Origin of the sequence: Paludibaculum fermentans, from assembly GCF_015277775.1 — a bacterium.
GTDB classification, from domain to species: Bacteria; Acidobacteriota; Terriglobia; order Bryobacterales; family Bryobacteraceae; genus Paludibaculum; species Paludibaculum fermentans.
This window is the reverse complement of record NZ_CP063849.1, coordinates 8,588,171-8,605,911: the sequence shown is the minus strand read 5'-3', so window position 1 is coordinate 8,605,911 and position 17,741 is coordinate 8,588,171. Positions and strand designations below refer to the sequence as shown.

Annotated in this window: 15 protein-coding genes; 8 read left to right on the top strand and 7 right to left on the bottom strand. The window is 62.9% G+C overall.

The window, feature by feature from the left end; translation table 11 throughout:
* Nucleotides 1-134: 134 nt before the first annotated feature.
* From aceE to IRI77_RS34165, 3 genes are all read left to right on the top strand, one after another.
* Nucleotides 135-2,573, top strand: a complete 2,439-nt coding sequence (aceE, locus tag IRI77_RS34170) for a pyruvate dehydrogenase (acetyl-transferring), homodimeric type (RefSeq protein ID WP_407674021.1) — start codon at nucleotides 135-137, stop codon at nucleotides 2,571-2,573.
* Nucleotides 2,570-2,818: a hypothetical protein gene (locus IRI77_RS38790; RefSeq protein ID WP_407674020.1), complete on the top strand. Its 249-nt coding sequence runs from the start codon at nucleotides 2,570-2,572 to the stop codon at nucleotides 2,816-2,818. The genes aceE and IRI77_RS38790 overlap by 4 nt, the downstream gene beginning before the upstream one ends.
* 116 nt (nucleotides 2,819-2,934) lie before the next feature.
* Nucleotides 2,935-3,765, top strand: a complete 831-nt coding sequence (locus IRI77_RS34165) for a 3-keto-disaccharide hydrolase (protein ID WP_194449404.1) — start codon at nucleotides 2,935-2,937, stop codon at nucleotides 3,763-3,765.
* On the opposite strand, the gene IRI77_RS34160 is transcribed toward IRI77_RS34165, so the two are convergent.
* On the bottom strand, nucleotides 3,750-4,253 hold the full coding sequence (locus tag IRI77_RS34160; RefSeq protein ID WP_194449403.1) for a PEP-CTERM sorting domain-containing protein: 504 nt from the start codon (nucleotides 4,251-4,253) through the stop codon (nucleotides 3,750-3,752). The two genes, IRI77_RS34165 and IRI77_RS34160, sit on opposite strands and share 16 nt — an antisense overlap.
* A gap of 193 nt (nucleotides 4,254-4,446) precedes the next feature.
* Here IRI77_RS34160 and IRI77_RS34155 point away from each other — a divergent pair, with 193 nt between their 5' ends.
* The 5 genes from IRI77_RS34155 to IRI77_RS34135 all read left to right on the top strand — a co-directional run bounded on the left by IRI77_RS34155 (nucleotide 4,447) and on the right by IRI77_RS34135 (nucleotide 7,956).
* Nucleotides 4,447-5,037, top strand: a complete 591-nt coding sequence (locus tag IRI77_RS34155) for a UbiX family flavin prenyltransferase (protein ID WP_194449402.1) — start codon at nucleotides 4,447-4,449, stop codon at nucleotides 5,035-5,037.
* Nucleotides 5,038-5,059: 22 nt separating this feature from the next.
* A complete protein-coding gene (locus tag IRI77_RS34150) occupies nucleotides 5,060-5,953 on the top strand; it encodes a helix-turn-helix transcriptional regulator (RefSeq protein WP_194449401.1) in 894 nt (297 codons plus the stop codon).
* A gap of 137 nt (nucleotides 5,954-6,090) precedes the next feature.
* Nucleotides 6,091-6,462 (top strand): VOC family protein, encoded by a 372-nt coding sequence (locus tag IRI77_RS34145; protein WP_194449400.1) that lies wholly within the window; start codon nucleotides 6,091-6,093, stop codon nucleotides 6,460-6,462.
* Nucleotides 6,463-6,569: 107 nt separating this feature from the next.
* The gene (locus IRI77_RS34140) at nucleotides 6,570-7,319 is read left to right on the top strand and encodes a hypothetical protein (protein WP_194449399.1); all 750 of its coding nucleotides are present in this window, start codon (nucleotides 6,570-6,572) and stop codon (nucleotides 7,317-7,319) included.
* 13 nt (nucleotides 7,320-7,332) lie between these two features.
* Nucleotides 7,333-7,956, top strand: coding sequence for a hypothetical protein (locus tag IRI77_RS34135; RefSeq protein WP_194449398.1), 624 nt, complete (start codon nucleotides 7,333-7,335; stop codon nucleotides 7,954-7,956).
* A gap of 68 nt (nucleotides 7,957-8,024) precedes the next feature.
* On the opposite strand, the gene ppdK is transcribed toward IRI77_RS34135, so the two are convergent.
* From ppdK to IRI77_RS34105, 6 genes are all read right to left on the bottom strand, one after another.
* The gene (ppdK, locus tag IRI77_RS34130) at nucleotides 8,025-10,775 is read right to left on the bottom strand and encodes a pyruvate, phosphate dikinase (protein ID WP_194449397.1); all 2,751 of its coding nucleotides are present in this window, start codon (nucleotides 10,773-10,775) and stop codon (nucleotides 8,025-8,027) included.
* A 41-nt stretch (nucleotides 10,776-10,816) separates the two neighbouring features.
* Nucleotides 10,817-12,925, bottom strand: a complete 2,109-nt coding sequence (gene glyS, locus IRI77_RS34125; protein ID WP_194449396.1) for a glycine--tRNA ligase subunit beta — start codon at nucleotides 12,923-12,925, stop codon at nucleotides 10,817-10,819.
* On the bottom strand, nucleotides 12,922-13,839 hold the full coding sequence (locus tag IRI77_RS34120) for a glycine--tRNA ligase subunit alpha (protein ID WP_194449395.1): 918 nt from the start codon (nucleotides 13,837-13,839) through the stop codon (nucleotides 12,922-12,924). Before IRI77_RS34120 ends, glyS begins: the two co-directional genes overlap by 4 nt.
* 9 nt (nucleotides 13,840-13,848) lie before the next feature.
* Nucleotides 13,849-14,502: a DNA repair protein RecO gene (gene recO, locus IRI77_RS34115; protein ID WP_194449394.1), complete on the bottom strand. Its 654-nt coding sequence runs from the start codon at nucleotides 14,500-14,502 to the stop codon at nucleotides 13,849-13,851.
* A 108-nt stretch (nucleotides 14,503-14,610) separates the two neighbouring features.
* Nucleotides 14,611-15,636, bottom strand: a complete 1,026-nt coding sequence (locus IRI77_RS34110) for a glycoside hydrolase family 53 protein (protein WP_194449393.1) — start codon at nucleotides 15,634-15,636, stop codon at nucleotides 14,611-14,613.
* 42 nt (nucleotides 15,637-15,678) lie between these two features.
* Entirely contained in the window at nucleotides 15,679-17,736 is a 2,058-nt protein-coding gene (locus tag IRI77_RS34105; RefSeq protein WP_194449392.1) for a prolyl oligopeptidase family serine peptidase, read from the bottom strand.
* Between the last annotated feature and the right edge of the window lie 5 nt (nucleotides 17,737-17,741).

Sequence of the window (17,741 nt, the reverse complement as noted above, 5' to 3'; positions counted from 1 at the left end):
CGGGCCCCGGGTTCGGGTCCGCCCTTCTTTCGCCGTTCCCCGCGTCCTATCGCCAAGTTTATGCATCGATTAAGTGGACCCCGTACGCCACCGGAATCAGGGTAAAATCAAACTAGCTGTCCCCTCTGGATCCCATGCTCAGAAACAAAGTAGAAAAGCCGGAAGACTTGAATCCTGTTGAGACGCAGGAATGGCTCGAAGCACTCGATCAGGTGATCGAAGAGGGCGGCCCGGAGCGGGCTCGCTACCTGCTCGAACGCCTCGCCGTGACTGCAGCAACCCAGGGCGTGCCTGCCGCCCTTGGCGTCACCACGCCCTACCTGAACACCATCGCGGTGGATGATGAGGTCCCTTACCCAGGTGACCGGGAGTTGGAGCGGCGCATCAAGAGCATTGTGCGGTGGAATGCCGTGGCGATGGTCGTGCGTGCCAACAAGTACGACGACGGCATCGGCGGCCATATCTCCACCTTTGCCTCTTCGGCCACGCTTTACGAAGTGGGCATGAACCACTTTTTCCGCGGGTCCATCCCGTCGGAGAGCGGGGATCAGCCGGGCGATCTAGTCTACTTTCAGGGCCACGCCTCGCCGGGCATGTACTCGCGGGCGTTCCTGGAAGGGCGCCTGAGCGAAGAGCACCTGAAGAATTTCCGGCACGAACTGCGCGAGACCCCCGGTTTGAGCTCCTATCCGCATCCCTGGCTGATGCCGGACTTCTGGCAGTTCCCGACCGTCAGCATGGGGTTGGGGCCGATCAACGCCATCTACCAGGCTCGCTTTTGTAAGTACCTGGAAAATCGTGGGTTGTTGCCGAAGACGAACCGCAAGATCTGGGCGTTCCTGGGTGACGGCGAGATGGATGAGCCCGAATCGCGCGGCGCGCTGCAGATCGCGGCCAACGAGAAGCTGGACAACCTGATCTTCGTGATCAACTGCAACCTGCAGCGGCTGGACGGCCCGGTACGGGGCAACGGCAACATTATGCAGGAACTGGAAGGTGTCTTCCGGGGCTTCCAGTGGAACGTGATCAAGCTGGTTTGGGGCAGCGACTGGGACCGGTTGATGGAGAAGGACAAGACCGGCCTGCTGATCCGGCGCATGCATGAGTGCGTGGACGGCGAATTCCAGAGCTTCAAGGCACGCGGCGGCGCCTATGTCCGCAGCGAGTTCTTTGGCAAGTACCCGGAACTGCTCGCGCTGGTCGAGGACATGACCGACGACGAGATCTTCGCCCTGCGGCGCGGCGGGCATGATCCGGTAAAGGTATACAACGCCTACAAGAAGGCCTACGAGCACACGGGCGGGCCGACGGTGATCCTGGCCAAGACCGTCAAGGGCTACGGCATGGGTGAGGCTGGTGAGGGCCGCAACACGACGCACCAGCAGAAGAAGATGAACGAGAACGAACTCTTGAAGCTGCGCGAGCGCTTCCAGGTTCCGATTCCCGAAGAGACTGTTCACACCGTTTCGTTCTACCGGCCTTCCGAAGACTCGCCGGAGATGAAGTATCTGAAGGAGCGCCGCAAGGTGCTGGGCGGGCCCCTGCCGATCCGGCAGGTGAAGCCGGTGCACCTCGAGACTCCGCCCGCGGAGGAATTCAACGACTCCCTGGTGGGCAGCGGCGGCCGTCCGGTGTCGACGACGATGGCTTTCGTGGCAATCCTGAAGCAGTTGCTGAAGGACAAGGTGCTGGGCAAGCTGGTGGTTCCGATTATTCCGGACGAAGCCCGCACGTTCGGCATGGAAAGCCTGTTCCGCCAGATCTCGATCTATGCTCCTTCCGGCCAGCTGTATAAGCCGGTGGACAGCGAGCAGTTCCTCTACTACAAGGAAGCCACGGACGGGCAGGTGCTGGAAGAAGGCATCAACGAGGCGGGTTCCCTGGCCAGCTTTACGGCGGCGGGCACGGCCTATGCCAACTACGGCATCCCGATGATTCCGTTCTACATCTACTACTCGATGTTCGGGTTCCAGCGCGTAGGCGACGCCATCTGGGCGTTCGGCGATTCGCGCGGACGCGGCTTCCTGCTGGGCGCGACGGCCGGCCGGACGACTCTGAACGGCGAGGGCCTGCAGCACGAAGACGGTCACAGCCACGTGCTGGCGTCGACGGTGCCGAACTGCGTGAGTTACGATCCTGCCTACGCGTACGAGATCGCGACAATCATCCAGGAAGGCCTGCATCGCATGTACGGCCAGAACGAAGACGTCTTCTACTACCTGACGCTGTGCAATGAGAATTATGCGCAGCCGGCGATGCCGGAGGGCTCCCGCGAAGGGATCCTGAAGGGCATCTACAGGGTCCATGCCAGCGAGAACGGTCCGGCGAAGGCTCAACTGTGGGGCAGCGCCTCGATGTTGAACGAGGCCCTGCGCGCGCAGAAAATCCTGTGGGAGAAGTTCCAGATTCCGGCCGATGTGTGGAGCGTCACCAGTTACAACGAACTGCGGCGTGAAGCGCTGGATACGGACCGCTGGAACCGCCTGCATCCGGCTGAGCCGGCCCGCAGGCCGTATATCCAGCAGGTGATGGAAGGCACACAGGGGCCATTGTGGCCGCCAGCGACTATATGAAGGTGATCTCTGACCAGCTTTCCCCCTGGCTGAGCGGGCGCCTGACGTCATTGGGCACCGACGGTTTCGGGCGCAGCGAATCGCGTCCTTACCTGCGGCGCTTCTTTGAAGTGGATGCGGAGTCGATTGTCACGGCGACGATTTCGCAGCTTTCGCGCTGGGGCCAGTTCGATGCGCATAAGGCGCAGCAGGCGATCTTTGAATTGGGCATTGATCCCGAGAAGAAGAACGCGGCTCGCAATTAGTTTAAGTTCAGGACGGGGGCGTGGATCCATTTGGATGCACGCCCCCGTTTTGCGTCTGGACGCACGCCGCCCGCTGAAGCCGCCCGCCGTAATATGATGTCGAGGTCAGGTTAAACATGATCTTCTCTCGACCCAAGCCGCTCCATTTCATCCTGCTTACCGCATTGACAGCCACGGCCTGCTTCAGCCAGGAGGCCGCCCACAAGAACAGGGACCTCGGCTACGACGATACTCCGCTGATTCCGGGCCAGAAATGGCGCGTGCACGACAATACGCGAAAGCATCCGCCGAAGGTGACGGCGGCCACCCAGCCCGGCGGCGCGCCCTCGGACGCGATTGTGCTGTTTGACGGCAAGGATCTGTCGCAATGGGTCGCCAAGCTGCGCGGCGGCAAGGAAGGTCCGCCGGAGTGGAAGGTGGAGAACGGCTATGTGGAAGTGGTGCCGGGTAAGGGCGGCATCGCGACCAAGGAGAAGTTCGGCGACGCACAGTACCACATCGAGTGGCAGGAGCTGGCCGATGTGTCCGGCACCAGCCAGAGCCGTGGGAACAGCGGGGTGGAGATCATGGGCCGCTATGAGATCCAGGTGTTGGATTCATACCAGGATCTGACCTATGCCGACGGGCAGGCCGCTTCCATCTATGGCCAATGGCCGCCGATGGTGAATGCGACGCGGAAGGCCGGCGAGTGGAACGTCTACGACATCGTGTTCGAGGCGCCCAAGTTCGACGGCGATAAGGTTGTGAAGCCGGCCTACATCACGTTGTTCCACAACGGCGTACTGATGCACAACCGGCAGGAAGTGATTGGGCGAGCGATCCATGCGAAGGTCGCCACTTATGCGCCGCATGCTCCGGAAGAGGCGCTTTCGTTGCAGAACCACGGCAACGCGGTGCGGTTCCGGAACATCTGGGTGCGGCGGCTGAGGGGCTACGATCCGCAGTGAGGTGCGGACTTGCGGCGGCGCAGGCCTAGCAGCACCAACGGCAGGCCGACGATAAGCGCGGTGCCGGGCTCGGGCACGGCGGACGCGCCGTCTACCTGGAGGGGTGCGCCGGTTATGGCAACGACGCTCGTCGAGTCAGAGAGAGCGCCGAACACGCTGCCGGCGAACGCGATTTCGTACAGGCTATAGAGCGGGCCGTCGGCCTTGACGAAGTAATCGGCGGGAGAAGCGTAGTAGAAGCCGTCTGAGCCGAGGTCGGCCAGGGTCAGGGTAGCGATGCCGCCGCCGTCAAGCTGAAACGACGCGGAGAACGCGGTGAGTTCGGCGGTGTCGATGCCGCCGCTGAGGTCGGTGTCGACGCCGGTGAAGAGGATGGTGAGGGGACCGCCCTGGTCCCACCCGCCCTGGGTGAGTTGGAGAGTCGACGCGCCGGCCTGCGGACAAAGTGCCCCCAGGACCAGCGCCAGGCACAGCGCTGCCAGTTTCATATCGGGATCCAGCCTTTCTGTTTGGAGGAGCCCGGCCGGCGGTGCCTTGGATGGCGCCTGGCAGGCTGGGCTCCTGCACAGATACGCGCGGCGGATCGGGAAATGGGATCAGATTTGACAACAGGTTTGTGCCGGCGGCGATCCAGCGCGATTGGCTACCCTGATAGACACACGTCCCGTTGGAGTTTTTGAATTGCCACAACGCCTGATTGTCGCCATCACCGGAGCCTCGGGAGCCATCTTCGGCATCCGGATCCTGGAAACGCTCGCCCGGGACAAGTCGATTGAGACGCACCTGGTGGTGAGCCCGGCGGGCCGCGCCACGATTGCGCAGGAGACAGAGTGGCAACCTCGGGAGGTGGAGGCGCTGGCGAGCGTGGTGCATCCGCCGGCGAATATCGGCGCATCGATTGCGAGCGGGTCGTTCGAGACGTTGGGGATGATTGTGGCGCCTTGCTCGATCAAGACCCTGTCGGCGGTGGCGAACTGCTACTCGTCCGACCTGGTGGCGCGGGCGGCCGACGTCCAGTTGAAGGAAGGCCGGCCGGTGGTACTGATGGTGCGGGAGACGCCGCTGCACAAGGGGCACCTGCGGCTGATGAGCGAGGCGGCGGAGCATGGAGCCGTGATTTTCCCACCGGTGCCGGCGTTCTACGGGCGTCCGAAGACTCTGGACGACATGGTGAACGCGACCGTCGGGCGGGCACTGGCGCGGGTCGGTATCCGGAATGAGCTGTACTTCGAATGGCTGGGGATGAAGAACCCAACTTCCGACGCCGGTTGATTCCCCTGCTACCCTGCCCTGTATGGCCGCCCGCCTGCAAAATGGCTCGAAGCCCTTCCTGTTTCCGGATGGCGCCCGGTTCGGCGCGGACAATGTCCTGCTGCATGCCAGCGCGCGGCGGCACCGTGTGGAGGAGTTCGCCGGGCCGTTGTCCATCAAGACCGTGCTGAGGGGCTCCGTCTCATGGCTTGTGGACGGGCAGGAACTCGTGGTGGATCCAGCCAGCTTCCTGGTTCTCGGCGCCGGAGAGAAATACTCCATGAACATCGACTCGGAACGACGCGTGGAGACTGCCTGCGCCTTTTTCCGCGATGGGTTTGTGGAAGAAGCGGCCCAGGACGCGACAGGCCAAGTCGAGGATTCGCTGGAGGATCCTCAGCGCCGGGCCCCGGCGCTGCCGTTTCTTTCCCGGCTGCACTGCGATGCGGAAGGTGTGATGACCGGCGCGGTCGAAATGATGGCGGAACGGAGCGCCGCCACACTGTTCCCCAGCGGCTTCGAAGAGGAGTTCCTGCTGCTTTCGAACCGTCTCCTGCTGCTTTACGAGCAGATCAGAAACCGCGTCGCCCGGGTGCCGGCGGTGAAGGCTTCCACTCGGGAAGAGCTCTTTCGACGCCTGGAGAAGGGCCGTGAGTTCCTGCACGGCCAGTCGGGCGGGGCTGTTTCGCTGGAAGAAGTAGCCCGGATCGCGTGTCTTTCGCGGTATCATTTCCATCGCGCCTTCGTTCAGGTCTTCGAGCAGACCCCGCATGGGTACCTGGCCCATTTGCGGCTGAGCCGCGCTCACGCGCAATTGCGATCGGGCCAGACGGTCACGGAGACGTGGCTCGCATCGGGTTTTGATAGTCCTTCCGCTTTCAGCCGGGCGTTCCGCAAGGCGTACGGAGTAACGCCATCGGCCGTCCGCCGGTCCTGAAATTCGCAAGATCGGCACAGTCGTCCGGCGTCCAGGCGGCTATCGTGAATCTCATGAATAGAGCTGCTTCGCTTTTTCTGCTGCTCGCGATGGGCGCAGCGGCGCAAACACCTTCTGAGTCTGCGAAAGGACACGGTATGGCGCACAACGAGAATCTTCCCTCGACGGTTTCCCTGGTGATGTTTGGAGTCGACAACCTGGCTCGATCGGTTGCGTTCTACCGCGATGTGGTCTCACTGCCGCTGCGGAGTTCGTCAGAGGAGTTTACCTTCTTCGCGGCAGGTCCGGTGACGCTGGCCCTGAGTGTTCCTTTGGGGCGCGCGGTCCAGCCGAGGGCAGGGGCGATGGAACTGGTTTTCTCGGTACACGGCGTCCTAGCGTCGTTTGCGGCGTTGAAAGATCGGGGCTGCCGCTTTGTCCAGGAACCTCGGGAGGTCTCGCCGGGATCGTGGGCAGCGACGTTCACAGATCCCGACGGACACCGGCTGACCATCTTCGGCCCCAAATGACTTTGCGCCGCCGGATGGAGGGCCGGATACTATTCAATTGAACCGGATTGACGGCGTTGTGCGTCATTCCTTCCAGGGCGCTGTCTTGCGTGTCCCGGTTGAGACCGATGCAGAAGTGCTGGGCTCTATTGCTGCTGCTGGCTACGGTGTTGAAGGCGGATCTGCGTCTGGACCGCAAGGAGATTCGCACGCCGGCTCCCATGCCGCCCGGCAGCCTGTTGATCGTCGGGTTCCTGGGCGCCTGGGAGCACTGGGATAACGACAAGCGGAGCGTGCGGAAGGTAGCGCTCGACCTGCGCCGAAAGCAGCTTCCGGGGGTCTATGTGGAGACGGCAGGCAACCACGACCGGAAGACTGTCAGGAAGTTCATCCTGGAAGCACTGGACCAGAACCGCAACCGGAGGCTGGACGCGGCGGAGAAGCAGAGCGTCGAGTTCATCTGCTACGGGCAGAGTTTCGGCGGAGCGGCCTGTGTGCAACTGGCCTCCGAGTTGAAGAAGCAGGGCATCCCCGTGCGGCTGACCATCCAGGTGGACAGTGTGGGGCGGGGTGACGACTGGATCCCCTCCAACGTCTCGCGGGCGCTGAATCTGTATCAGCATGATCCGGGCCCGATTCAGGGCGAGGGGCGCATCAAGGCGATGGACCCGGCTCGAACCACGATTCTGGGCAATGTCCGGTTCACATATCTGTTCCGGACAGTGGACATGTCGGACTACCCTTGGATCAGCCGCCGGATGGGCGTTTCGCACTGGAAGATGGACAACGATCCGGTGGTGTGGAAGAGCGTGGAAGCGGCGATTCTGGCCGAGATTGCAGCGTGGTCGGCGGGCCGGGCCATTGCCAGCGCCAAGTGAGGAGAAACCGCTGATGCCGCTACAGAACCGAGTGACGCCCGAAGGAGAGCTGATCGCGACCGAGGCCCGGGGCACGCTGATGGGCAATCGCGGCGGGGCGATCCACAACGAGCACCGGCAGATCGTGCGGCCGTTCAAAAGCCGGCAATGGATCACATGCGTGCTGCAGTTCAAAGACCGGCGCCGGGTAGTGATGACGCCGCGATTGTATACGGAACTGTTCTTCCTGGACGAAGCCACGGCGTTCGCGGCGGGACACCGGCCGTGCGCGGAGTGCCGCCGGGCGGATTTCCTGAAGTTCCTGAGCGTGTGGCCAGGGCGGGTCGCAGGGGAGAGGCTTTACGTGGATGCGATGGACCGGGTGCTGCATGCGGAGCGGATGGACGCCGATGGGTCGAAGGCCACCTATCGCGAACCGCTGGAACTCCTGCCCGATGGGACGTTTGTCCGCCAGGAAGGCGGTTTGTACCTCGTGAGGGGCGACTCGCTGCTGGAGTGGTCGCCGTCGGGCTATGTCGGGCGGCGGGCGCGCAGAAGCGGAGAGACCGCTGAGGTGCTGACGCCGTGGTCGATGGTGGCGTGTTTCCGGTCCGGGTATGCGCCAGGGGTCCACTCGTCGGCGGCTTTGCTCGCATAGTCCCCAAAAGGAGAAGGGCCGCGGCCCCCAGATGGGAGGCGCGGCCCTTTCTCCGACTCGGGTTCGAACTACGCGGTGCGGTTGGCTTCCGCGGAACCTTCGCTCTTCGCGATGGCTGCCTGGGCAGCCGCGAGACGGGCGATCGGCACACGGTAGGGCGAGCAGGACACGTAGTCCATGCCGACCTGGTAGCAGAACTCGACGGAGCTCGGGTCACCGCCGTGCTCGCCGCAGATTCCGATTTCCAATTCGGGGTTGGTGGAACGGCCGAGGTCGACAGCGAGCTTGATCAGTTTGCCGACGCCTTCGCGGTCGATGACGCCGAACGGGTCATTCTTGAAGATCTTCTTCTCTTCGTACTCCTTCGAGAACTTCGTATAGTCGTCGCGGGAGAGGCCCATTGTGGTCTGCGTCAGGTCGTTGGTACCGAACGAGAAGAACTCGGCTTCGGTGGCCACGCGATCGGCGGTGAGAGCGGCACGCGGGATCTCGATCATGGTGCCGATCATGTACTTCTGCTTCTTGAGGCCGGCCTTGCCCAGAACTTCCTCGGCAATGGCCTTAACGATCTTCTTCTGGTTCTCGAGTTCCTCGACGCCGCCGATGAGCGGAATCATGACTTCGGGAATGACCGTCTTGCCCTTCTTCGCGACCTGAACAACGGCCTCGAAGATAGCGCGGGCCTGCATTTCGGTGATCTCGGGATAGGTGATACCGAGACGGCAGCCGCGGTGGCCGAGCATGGGGTTGAACTCATGCAGCTGTTCGACACGGGCCAGCAACTGGGGCAGCACGGTCTTGAGCGACTTCACGTCGGGCGCGAAGTTCTTGTAGCGCGACAGCATTTCCTTCTTGGTCTTGATGTCGGCGGTGGGCAGCTTGGCGAGGTCGACCATCAGCTCTTCGCGCTTGGGGACGAACTCGTGCAGCGGGGGATCCAGGGTGCGGATGACCACCGGGAAGCCGTTCATGGCTTCGAACAGGCCGGCGAAGTCCTTGCGCTGCATGGGCAGCAGCTTGGCGAGCGCCTTGGTGCGGTCCTTCACGTTGTCGGTGAGGATCATGGCCTGGACGTGCGGCAGACGGTCTTCGGCGAAGAACATGTGTTCCGTGCGGCACAGGCCGATGCCTTCGGCGCCGAACGCGCGGGCAGCCTTCGCGTCGCGCGGGATATCGGCGTTCGCACGAACACCGAACTTGCCGCGGAACACGTCGGCCATCTTCATGAACTTGGCGAAGACGGGCGAGTTGGGATCGGGATCCTTGGTGGCAGCCTGGCCGAGATAGACTCCGCCGGTGGCGCCGTCGATGGACACCCAGTCGCCTTCCTTGATGGTGACGGTCTTGTCGGCCGTCTTCACGGTCGCGACCTTGCCGCGCTCGTTGATCGAGATGGCGCCGCAGCCGACGACGCAGGGAACGCCCATGCCGCGGGCCACAACGGCCGCGTGGGAGCTCTTGCCACCGACGGCGGTGAGAATGCCCTTGGCGGCGTCCATGCCGTGGATGTCGTCCGGCGTGGTCTCTTTGCGGATGAGGATGACGGGGGACTTAGCCGACATTTCGACGGCGTCTTCCGAAGTGAAGGCCAGGCGGCCGACGGCGGCGCCGGGGGAGGCGTCGATACCGGTGGCGAGCTTGGTGAGCGACTTCAGGGAAGCGGTGTCGAACACGGGGTGCAGCAGCTGGTCGAGCTGGGCCGGTGCGACGCGCATGACGGCCGTCTTCTCGTCGATCAGGCCTTCGGTCACCATGTCAACCGCAACCCGGACAGCGGCCGGGCCGGTGCGCTTGCCGTTGCGGGTCTGCAGCATCCAGAGGACGCCTTCCTGCACGGTGAATTCGAAGTCCTGCATGTCCTTGTAGGACAGCTCGAGCTTCGACGTGATGTCGCGAAGCTGGTTGTAGACGTCCGCGTTCCAGTCCTTGAGTTCGGAGATGGGAGACGGGGTACGGATGCCGGCCACAACGTCTTCGCCCTGGGCGTTGACGAGGAATTCGCCGTAGAACACCTTCTCGCCGCTACCGGGGTCACGGGTGAAGCCGACGCCGGTGGCGGAGGTGTCGCCCATGTTGCCGAAGACCATCGCCTGGATGTTGCAGGCGGTGCCGAGACGATCGGAGATCTTCTCCATCTTGCGGTAGTAGGACGCCTTGGGCGCCCACCAGGACATAAACACGGCGTTGCGGGACAGCAGCAGTTGCTCGCGGGCATCCTGCGGGAAGTCGCGCTTGGCGTGCTTCTTGAAGATCTTCTTGAACTCTTCGACGATGACCTTGAGGTCATCGGCCGTCATCTCAGTGTCGAGCTTGTACTTCTTCTTTGCCTTGAGGGTATCGAAGGCATGATCGAAGTGCTCCATCTCGACGCCGAAGGCCACTTCGCCGAACATCTGGATGAAGCGGCGATAGCAATCGTACGCGAAGCGCGGATTGCCGGTCTTGTCGGACAGGCCCTTGGTGGTCTTGTCGTTGAGGCCGAGGTTGAGAATCGTGTTCATCATGCCGGGCATGGAGAACTTCGCGCCGGAGCGCACGCTCAACAGCAGCGGATCCGCCGCATCGCCCAGCTTCTTGCCCATCAGGGCTTCCAGTTGATCCAGAGCTTTCCAGATCTGCTCGTCGACTTCCTTCGGCACCTTCTTGTCGTTGTCGAAGAAGACGTTACACACGTCGGTGATGATGGTGAAACCACCGGGCACCGGCACGCCCGCCCGGCACATGGAGGCAAGGCCTGCGCCTTTGCCGCCGAGCGAGTCTTTCATCGTGCCGTCACCCTCAGCGGTCCCGCCGCCGAAGGAATAAACGTATTTGCTCATAGCGCTATCGTGCTCCTGAATTTCTCAGCAGAATAATGAGTTCATTCGGTCGTTGATGAGGTCACGATCTCCGAAAAATCGGCGATCGAGGAAACTTCGTTGTAGAGCCCGCCCAACAGGGCGAGCCGGTTGTCGCGAACGGCCGGATCCGGCGCGTTCACCAGAATCTTGTCGAAGAAGTGATCCACCGCCGGCTTGAGCGTGGAGATCACATTGAGCGAGGCCATGTAGTCTTCCGACTGGCGGTAGACGGCCACTTTGGCCAGTACGCGGCTGGTCTCGTCGAAAAGTTCGCGTTCCGCGCCCTCTTCGAGCAGCGCCGGGTTCACGGAGCCACTCTGCCAGCCGGCCTGCTTGAGGATATTGCGCATGCGCTTGAACGCCGCCGCCAGGGGTTCGAACTCCTCGGTCTGGCGGACCAGCTTCAACGCATACAGCCGCGATTCGATGTCGACCAGGTCCACGGGACCGGCCGCCAGCACGGCGGAGAGCTCGTCGTACGCGTAGTGCCGTACTTCGCGGAAGTAGTAGCGCACGCGGTCGAGCAGGAACTCCCAGATCTGTTTGGCTAGCTTCAGCTCGCCGTCGGCCGCGCGATCCTCTTTGTAGTCGGAACGGATGCGCAGGAAGGTACGGTTGGTCTCCTCCGCGCCCTCGTTCACGAGCTTCTTGAGGTTCAGCCGTAGCCGGCCTTCGACGATCGTCTTCACGATGCCTTGAGCCGCCCGGCGCAAGCCCAACGGATCCTTCGAACCGCTGGGGATCATGCCCAGCGCGAAGCAGCCTTCCAGGGAATCGAGCTTGTCGGCGATGGAGAGGATCTTGCCGTAGTCGCTCGACGGCACTTCGGACTCCATGCTGGCCGGCTCGTAATGCTCGTAGATCGCCTTCCAGACTTCGTCCGGCTCGCCCTGCACCTTGGCGTACAGGCCACCCATCACCCCCTGGAGTTCAGTCAATTCCTTGACCATCTCCGTCATGAGGTCGGTCTTGCAGAGTTCGGCGGAGCGGCGCGCCAGCCGGGTATCGAGATTGAGGGCCGCGGCGATGCGGCAGACTCCGGCTTCCACGCCCAGGCGCTTGTCCTTGTAGGAACCAAGCTTGGCCTGGAACGTGACGTTTGCCAGATCCTCGACACGGTCGGACAGCTTCTTGCTTTGATCCTGGTCCCAGAAGAAGCGGGCGTCGTTGAAGCGGGCTTCCAGCACACGCTCGTTGCCCTTGACGACGTAGCCCTTCTTGTCGGCCTTCATGTTCATGATGGCCAGGAAGTGCGGAGCCATCTTGCCCTCGCCGTCCCGCATCGTGAAGTAGCGCTGGTGATGGCGCATCACGGTGGAGAGGACTTCCTGCGGCAGGGCGAGAAACTCGGGATTGAAGGAGCCCAGGATCGGCGTCGGATACTCGGTGAGGTACACCAGGTCGTCCAACAGCGAATCGTCGGCGATCAGTTCCAGGCCCTTGCCCTTGAGCAGCTTCTTAATGCCGTCCTGGATCCGCTTGCGGCGTTTCGCGGCGGAGAGGATGACTCCGTTCTTCTCCAGGCGCTCTTCGTAATTGGTGTGGTCGAAGGCGATCTCATCGGCGCCCAGGCGGCGATGGCCGCGAGAGAGCGTGCCCGACTGGACGCCGGCCAGCTCAAACTCCACGACGGAGTCGCCCAGCAGGGCAACGATCCAGCGGATGGGCCGGATGAACGTCGTGCCGCCCTTGCCGGTCCAGTACATGGCCTTGGGCCACGGGATCTTCGAGATCAGCGTGGGCAGCGCTTCGGCCAGGATCTGCCGGACCTCGCGGCCCTCGATCTTGCGGCTTAGGGCGAAGTACTCACCCTTGGGCGTCACTTCGGTGGAGAGCTGCTCCACCGTGACCCCGTTCTTCTTGGCAAAGCCCATCGCGGCGCCGGCGCCGGCGGACTTCGGCGGTCCCATGACCAGCTCGACACGATCGGCCTGCCGTTCGGGCAGCCCGGCCGCGCGCAGAACCAGGCGGCGGGGCGTGCCGTCGAACTTGAGATCCCCGGGCACCAGTTGGTGCGTCTGGCACAGTTCCAGGAACAGGCGTTCCATGTCGCCCAGCGCGGGCACGATCATCCAATGCGGAATCTCTTCCACACCGAGTTCGAGGAGGAATGGCTTCACTTCGCTCATTGGGCCACCTCGACGGCGTTGAGAAGAGTCTGCTGATCCACCCAGGAGGTGGCTACGCCGACCGCCAGTTTGCGGACCCTGGCGATGACGCCGACGCGTTCAGTCACCGAAATCGCGCCGCGCGCGTCCAGCAGGTTGAAGGTGTGCGAGCAGTTCAGCACGTGGTCGTAGGCGCTGAGCAGCGGGAAGCGCTTCTTCTCATAGGCGTCTTTCTCGGGGTCCAGGCCGCGGAACTCGTCGATGAGCCGCTGAGATTCGGCCTCGTGCAGGTCGAACAGCTTCCAGAGCATGCCGACGTCGGCCTTCTCGAAGTTATAGACCGAGAACTGCTGCTCGTCGCGGAACCGGACGTCGCGATAGGTCGTGCCGGCCACCCACTCGATGTCGTAGACCGACTTGCGATCCTGCAGAAACCCGATCAGCCGTTCCAGGCCGTAGGTTAATTCCGCCGGAACGAGGTCGAGGTCCACACCGCCGCACTGCTGGAAGTAGGTGAACTGCGTGATCTCCTGGCCGTCCATCATCACCTGCCAGCCGATGCCCCAGGCACCGAGGGTGGGTGATTCCCAGTTGTCTTCCTCGAACTTCAGGTCGTGCTGGTCGAGCTTGATGCCGATGGCTTCCAGCGACTCCAGATAGAGATCGAGGACATTCGCCGGGGCCGGCTTCAGAATCACCTGCAGTTGCGAGTGCTTGTAGAGCCGGTTCGGGTTTTCGCCATAGCGGCCATCCGCCGGGCGGCGGGAGGGCTGCACATAGGCGACGCTATAGGGTTTCGGGCCCAGAACACGGAGGAAGGTCTCGGGGCACATGGTGCCGGCACCGACCTCGATGTCATAGGGTTCCTGGATGACACAGCCGTGCTTCGCCCAGAAGCGTTTCAGCTTGAAGATTGTCTCCTGATAGGAATCCATGCGGGGAACTTAGAGAGCCTCCATAAGGGGGACGGTGAGGAGCTTGCGCTCGATATGCGATTCAATCTCGCGGTAGAGGAAGCGGCGCAGGTCGGCCGCCGTATCCTTGGTCCAGTCGATGGCGGCCAGGTTCGCCACGGGGTGGGCGGCCATGGCCTGAGCCAGTTCGCGGCTGGCGGCGCTCACCCGGAGTTCGGGTAGGAAGCCCGACAAGCGCACAGCCCAGAACGTGAAATACATAATGGTGCGCCAAACCGCCGCCGGCCTCTGATCCAGCGCCGCCGCGCGCAATTCGGCCAGCACGGCGCCAATCAGCCGGTAGAACCGCTCGTTGGGTTCCGAGGGCGGTAGCAAGTGGTCGCACACCTCCGCGAAATAGTCGAGCGCCACGCCGGCCTCGTATGAACTGGACAGACCAAACTGCGTCTGTATCAGTTCCACGGAGTCAATCCGGACCAACTCGGCACCCTCCCGCTGGTAATAGGAAATCCTCACCTGCGAGAGTCGTTCCAACGAAGATCCGAAGGGACCTTTCGGCTTTCGAGCCCGCTTGGCGACGCCCCGCAACTTGCCCTGATCGCGAGTGTCGAAACTGACAATCAGGTCCCCTTCCTGAAAAGGGTAGGTGCGGAGGACGAACGCCTCACTGACGCGTGCCGGCATCGCTGGCGCTCAAATTCCTTCTCAGGTTATCACACTGAGACGTCTGAATTGGCAGGGCTTTCATGCGCGCTATCCGCATGGCTTCATTACTCACGGCCGGCGCCGCCACTAGTGCCGCACCCAGCGGTCAAAGACGCTGATCACCGGCAGGACGTTGTATTGCGGATCGAAGAAGCCGCGGCGCTCCAGGCCGCCGGTCACGGCCGGCTCCCACCAGAAGATGCCTTTGCCCAAGCCGTGGGGCGTAGCCACCACCAGCCGCTGGACCTCCTCCAGGAAGGCGGCCTGTCCGTCGGGGGTCTCCGGGAATGGGCCGGGCTTGTTCAGATACTCTCCGGGGCGGCAATTGTAGGCGACTTCCACCAGGATGATCTCTTTTCGATATTCATTCGCCATGAAGTCCAGGTTTTCCTTCAGATCCAGTAAAGACCCGTGCCACCAAGGGTAGTACGACTGCCCGATGACGTCATAGCCAAGCCCATAGCGGTGGAACTTGTCGAAGAAGGCTTTGGTTGCCTGCCAGTCTCCGCCCTTGTCGATGTGGACCATGATGCGCGGGCGCGTTCCATTGCCCCGCCCCGCGTCGACGCCATTGATCCCGGCCCGCACCAGATCCGCGAACGAATCCCAATGGTCCGGCAGTCTGCCGTCGGGCCACAGCATGCCGTTCGACACCTCGTTGCCCACCTGGACCATATCGGGCAGGACTCCGGCTGCCCCGAAAGCACGCATGGTGTCGCGAGTGTACTCGAAGACGGTCTGGACGAGTTGCTGGTGGCTGAACCCTTCCCAGGCCTTGGGGATGAACTGCTTGCCGGGATCGGCCCACGTATCGGAATAGTGGTAATCCAGCAGGAACTTGTAGCCCAGCGCCTTGGCCGCCTTCGCCGTGGCGATGGTGTATTCGAGATTGTTCGGCAGCTCCGCCGGCGTGTGAAACAGCCGCAGCCGGATCCAGTTGTAGCCGTGGTCCTTGAGGATCTGGAGGCCCGGCTTGGCTTCCCCATTCTCCTTGAACCGCGTGCCCCGATCCTCAGCCTGCTTCAGGAACGACAGGTCGGCGCCCACGGCGTAATCCGCCGCCTTTGCGCTGAATCCGGCCAGCAGGACCAATCCTGCAAACACACGGAGCATGAGCGATTCCTCTCACCGGAACACTACCACAGCCCCGCCGCGCTAGAGGCCTAATTGCCACGCCAGGAAGGAGAAGGTGTCCGTTTCGTCCTCGATGAGCTGGGAAACCGGCTTTCCGCCCGAGTGTCCGGTCTTTGTGTCGTAGAGCAACAGCACCGGCAGTCCGGAGGAGGTCGCCGCCTGGACCCGCGCCGTCATCTTCCTGGCGTGCAGCGGAGCCACGCGTGTATCCGAATCGCCGGTCACGAAGAGGACGGCCGGGTACTTCACCCCGTCCCTCACGTTCTGGTAAGGCGAGTAGCGGAGCAGGTACTCGAATTGGCGCGGATCGTCGGCGGAGCCATATTCCGGCACCCACAGCCCGGCCACCAGAAACTTCTGATAGCGCAGCATGTCGAGCAGCGGCACCTCGCATACCACCGCCCGGAAGAGTTCCGGCCGCTGCACCATGGCGGCGCCCACCAGCAGGCCCCCGTTGGAGCCGCCCAGGATGGCGAGCTTGCCCGGGCTGGTGTACTTCCGACGGATCAACTCCTCGGCCGCGGCGATGAAGTCGTCGAACACGTTCTGCTTATTCGCGAGCATCCCAGCCCGGTGCCACTCTTCGCCGAACTCGCCGCCGCCCCGCAGATTCGCATTCACCAGGACGCCGCCCTGTTCCATCCAGGCAACTCCAGCCGACCAGAAGTACGGAGTGTTGCTCACGTTGAATCCGCCGTAGCCGGTCAACAGCGTAGGGTTCGTTCCGTCCAGCCGCAGGCCCTTCTTGTGCACAACGAACATCGGTACCCGGGTGCCGTCTTTGGACGAGAACCAGATTTGCTTCGACTCGAAGGCATTGCTGTCCACCGGCACCGGATTGCGATACCACGTGGTGCGCGCCAGGGTCTTCGCGTCAAACCGCAGGACCATGGCCGGTGTGGTGAATGACTCGTAGCCGGCAAAGAACTCCTTCGACCCCCAGCGGCCGGAGACACCGCTCAGCGCTCCCAGGCCGGGCAGTTCCGCCTCTCCGGCGTAGCGCCCGTCGGCTTCCAGAACCATCACCAGGGAGCTGGCGTTGCGCGTATAGGACACCAGCAGCCGCTCACCCGCCACGTCCAGGCTCTCGAGATTCCACGGCGCTTCCGGCACAATCAGCTTCCAGAAGAACCGCTGCGGCTGCTCCGGATTCACGACGAAGACCCTGCTTCGGGGCGCCTGCCAGTTCGTTATCAGGAAGAGCCTGCCGCCGCTGACGAATCCATAGGTGCGCGCATCCAGGTCCCGCACAATCGGCTGCGGCCGTCCACCCTTCAGGCGGTCCAGCAGCCAGACTTCGGTCCGGTTGCCGGCGGACCCCTGCACCATGTTCAGTGTCAGGAAGCGCCCGTCTTCTGAGAGATTCGCCTCCAGGATGTACTCCGCGCCGAAGCCCTGACCGAAGATCTGCTTCGGCTCCACGTTTTCGCGGCCCAGGGGCCGGAAGAAGGCGCGCGGACCCTTGCCGGGATCGAGGTCTGTGAAGTAGATTCCGGAGTGGTCGGGCACCAGCAGCACGTTGATGTAGTGCATTGGCGGCAGGTGGTCCGGCAACGGCTGCCGGCGATCCACATCCAGCAGCAGCACTTCATACTCGTCCGCCCCGCCTTTCCTGACGCCAAAGGCCAGCAGTTTGCCATCCGGCGTGACGTCCAGAAGGTCGACGCTGACCGTTTCGTCCTTTGAAACAGCGGCTGGGTCCACCAGGACTTCGTCAGGCCCCTCCAGCGACCGCCGAACGCAGATGGAGGCCCGGTTCTCGCTCGCGCCTCGCTTTTCGAAGAAGTACTTTCCGCCCCTTTCGCGGGGCAGGCCGGTGGTCTCCGTACGGTGCAACTCGGTGAGCCGGGCCTTCCAGCGCGGCCTTTGCGGCAGGGGATCCAGGGCGGCCCGCGTATACTTCATCTGGGTGTCGATCCAGGCGCGTGTTTCGGGACTCTGCTGATCTTCCAGCCAGCGGTAAGGATCGGTCACCGCCGTGCCATGCAATGTCTCGGTGATGGGGTGAACGGCGGAGGCTGGTGGCTTGTTCTGGGCCACGACGCAGAGGGCGCTGAGGAATACGAGCCAGAATCTCATGCGCA

Excerpts from the sequence above, each read along its gene's own strand:
- aceE (WP_407674021.1), top strand. The coding sequence starts at position 135 with ATGCTCAGAAACAAAGTAGAAAAGCCGGAAGACTTGAATCCTGTTGAG.
- IRI77_RS38790 (WP_407674020.1), top strand. The coding sequence starts at position 2,570 with ATGAAGGTGATCTCTGACCAGCTTTCCCCCTGGCTGAGCGGGCGCCTG.
- IRI77_RS34165 (WP_194449404.1), top strand. The coding sequence starts at position 2,935 with ATGATCTTCTCTCGACCCAAGCCGCTCCATTTCATCCTGCTTACCGCA.
- IRI77_RS34160 (WP_194449403.1), bottom strand. The coding sequence starts at position 4,253 with ATGAAACTGGCAGCGCTGTGCCTGGCGCTGGTCCTGGGGGCACTTTGT.
- IRI77_RS34150 (WP_194449401.1), top strand. The coding sequence starts at position 5,060 with ATGGCCGCCCGCCTGCAAAATGGCTCGAAGCCCTTCCTGTTTCCGGAT.
- IRI77_RS34145 (WP_194449400.1), top strand. The coding sequence starts at position 6,091 with ATGGCGCACAACGAGAATCTTCCCTCGACGGTTTCCCTGGTGATGTTT.
- IRI77_RS34140 (WP_194449399.1), top strand. The coding sequence starts at position 6,570 with ATGCAGAAGTGCTGGGCTCTATTGCTGCTGCTGGCTACGGTGTTGAAG.
- IRI77_RS34135 (WP_194449398.1), top strand. The coding sequence starts at position 7,333 with ATGCCGCTACAGAACCGAGTGACGCCCGAAGGAGAGCTGATCGCGACC.
- ppdK (WP_194449397.1), bottom strand. The coding sequence starts at position 10,775 with ATGAGCAAATACGTTTATTCCTTCGGCGGCGGGACCGCTGAGGGTGAC.
- glyS (WP_194449396.1), bottom strand. The coding sequence starts at position 12,925 with ATGAGCGAAGTGAAGCCATTCCTCCTCGAACTCGGTGTGGAAGAGATT.
- IRI77_RS34120 (WP_194449395.1), bottom strand. The coding sequence starts at position 13,839 with ATGGATTCCTATCAGGAGACAATCTTCAAGCTGAAACGCTTCTGGGCG.
- recO (WP_194449394.1), bottom strand. The coding sequence starts at position 14,502 with ATGCCGGCACGCGTCAGTGAGGCGTTCGTCCTCCGCACCTACCCTTTT.
- IRI77_RS34110 (WP_194449393.1), bottom strand. The coding sequence starts at position 15,636 with ATGCTCCGTGTGTTTGCAGGATTGGTCCTGCTGGCCGGATTCAGCGCA.
- IRI77_RS34105 (WP_194449392.1), bottom strand. The coding sequence starts at position 17,736 with ATGAGATTCTGGCTCGTATTCCTCAGCGCCCTCTGCGTCGTGGCCCAG.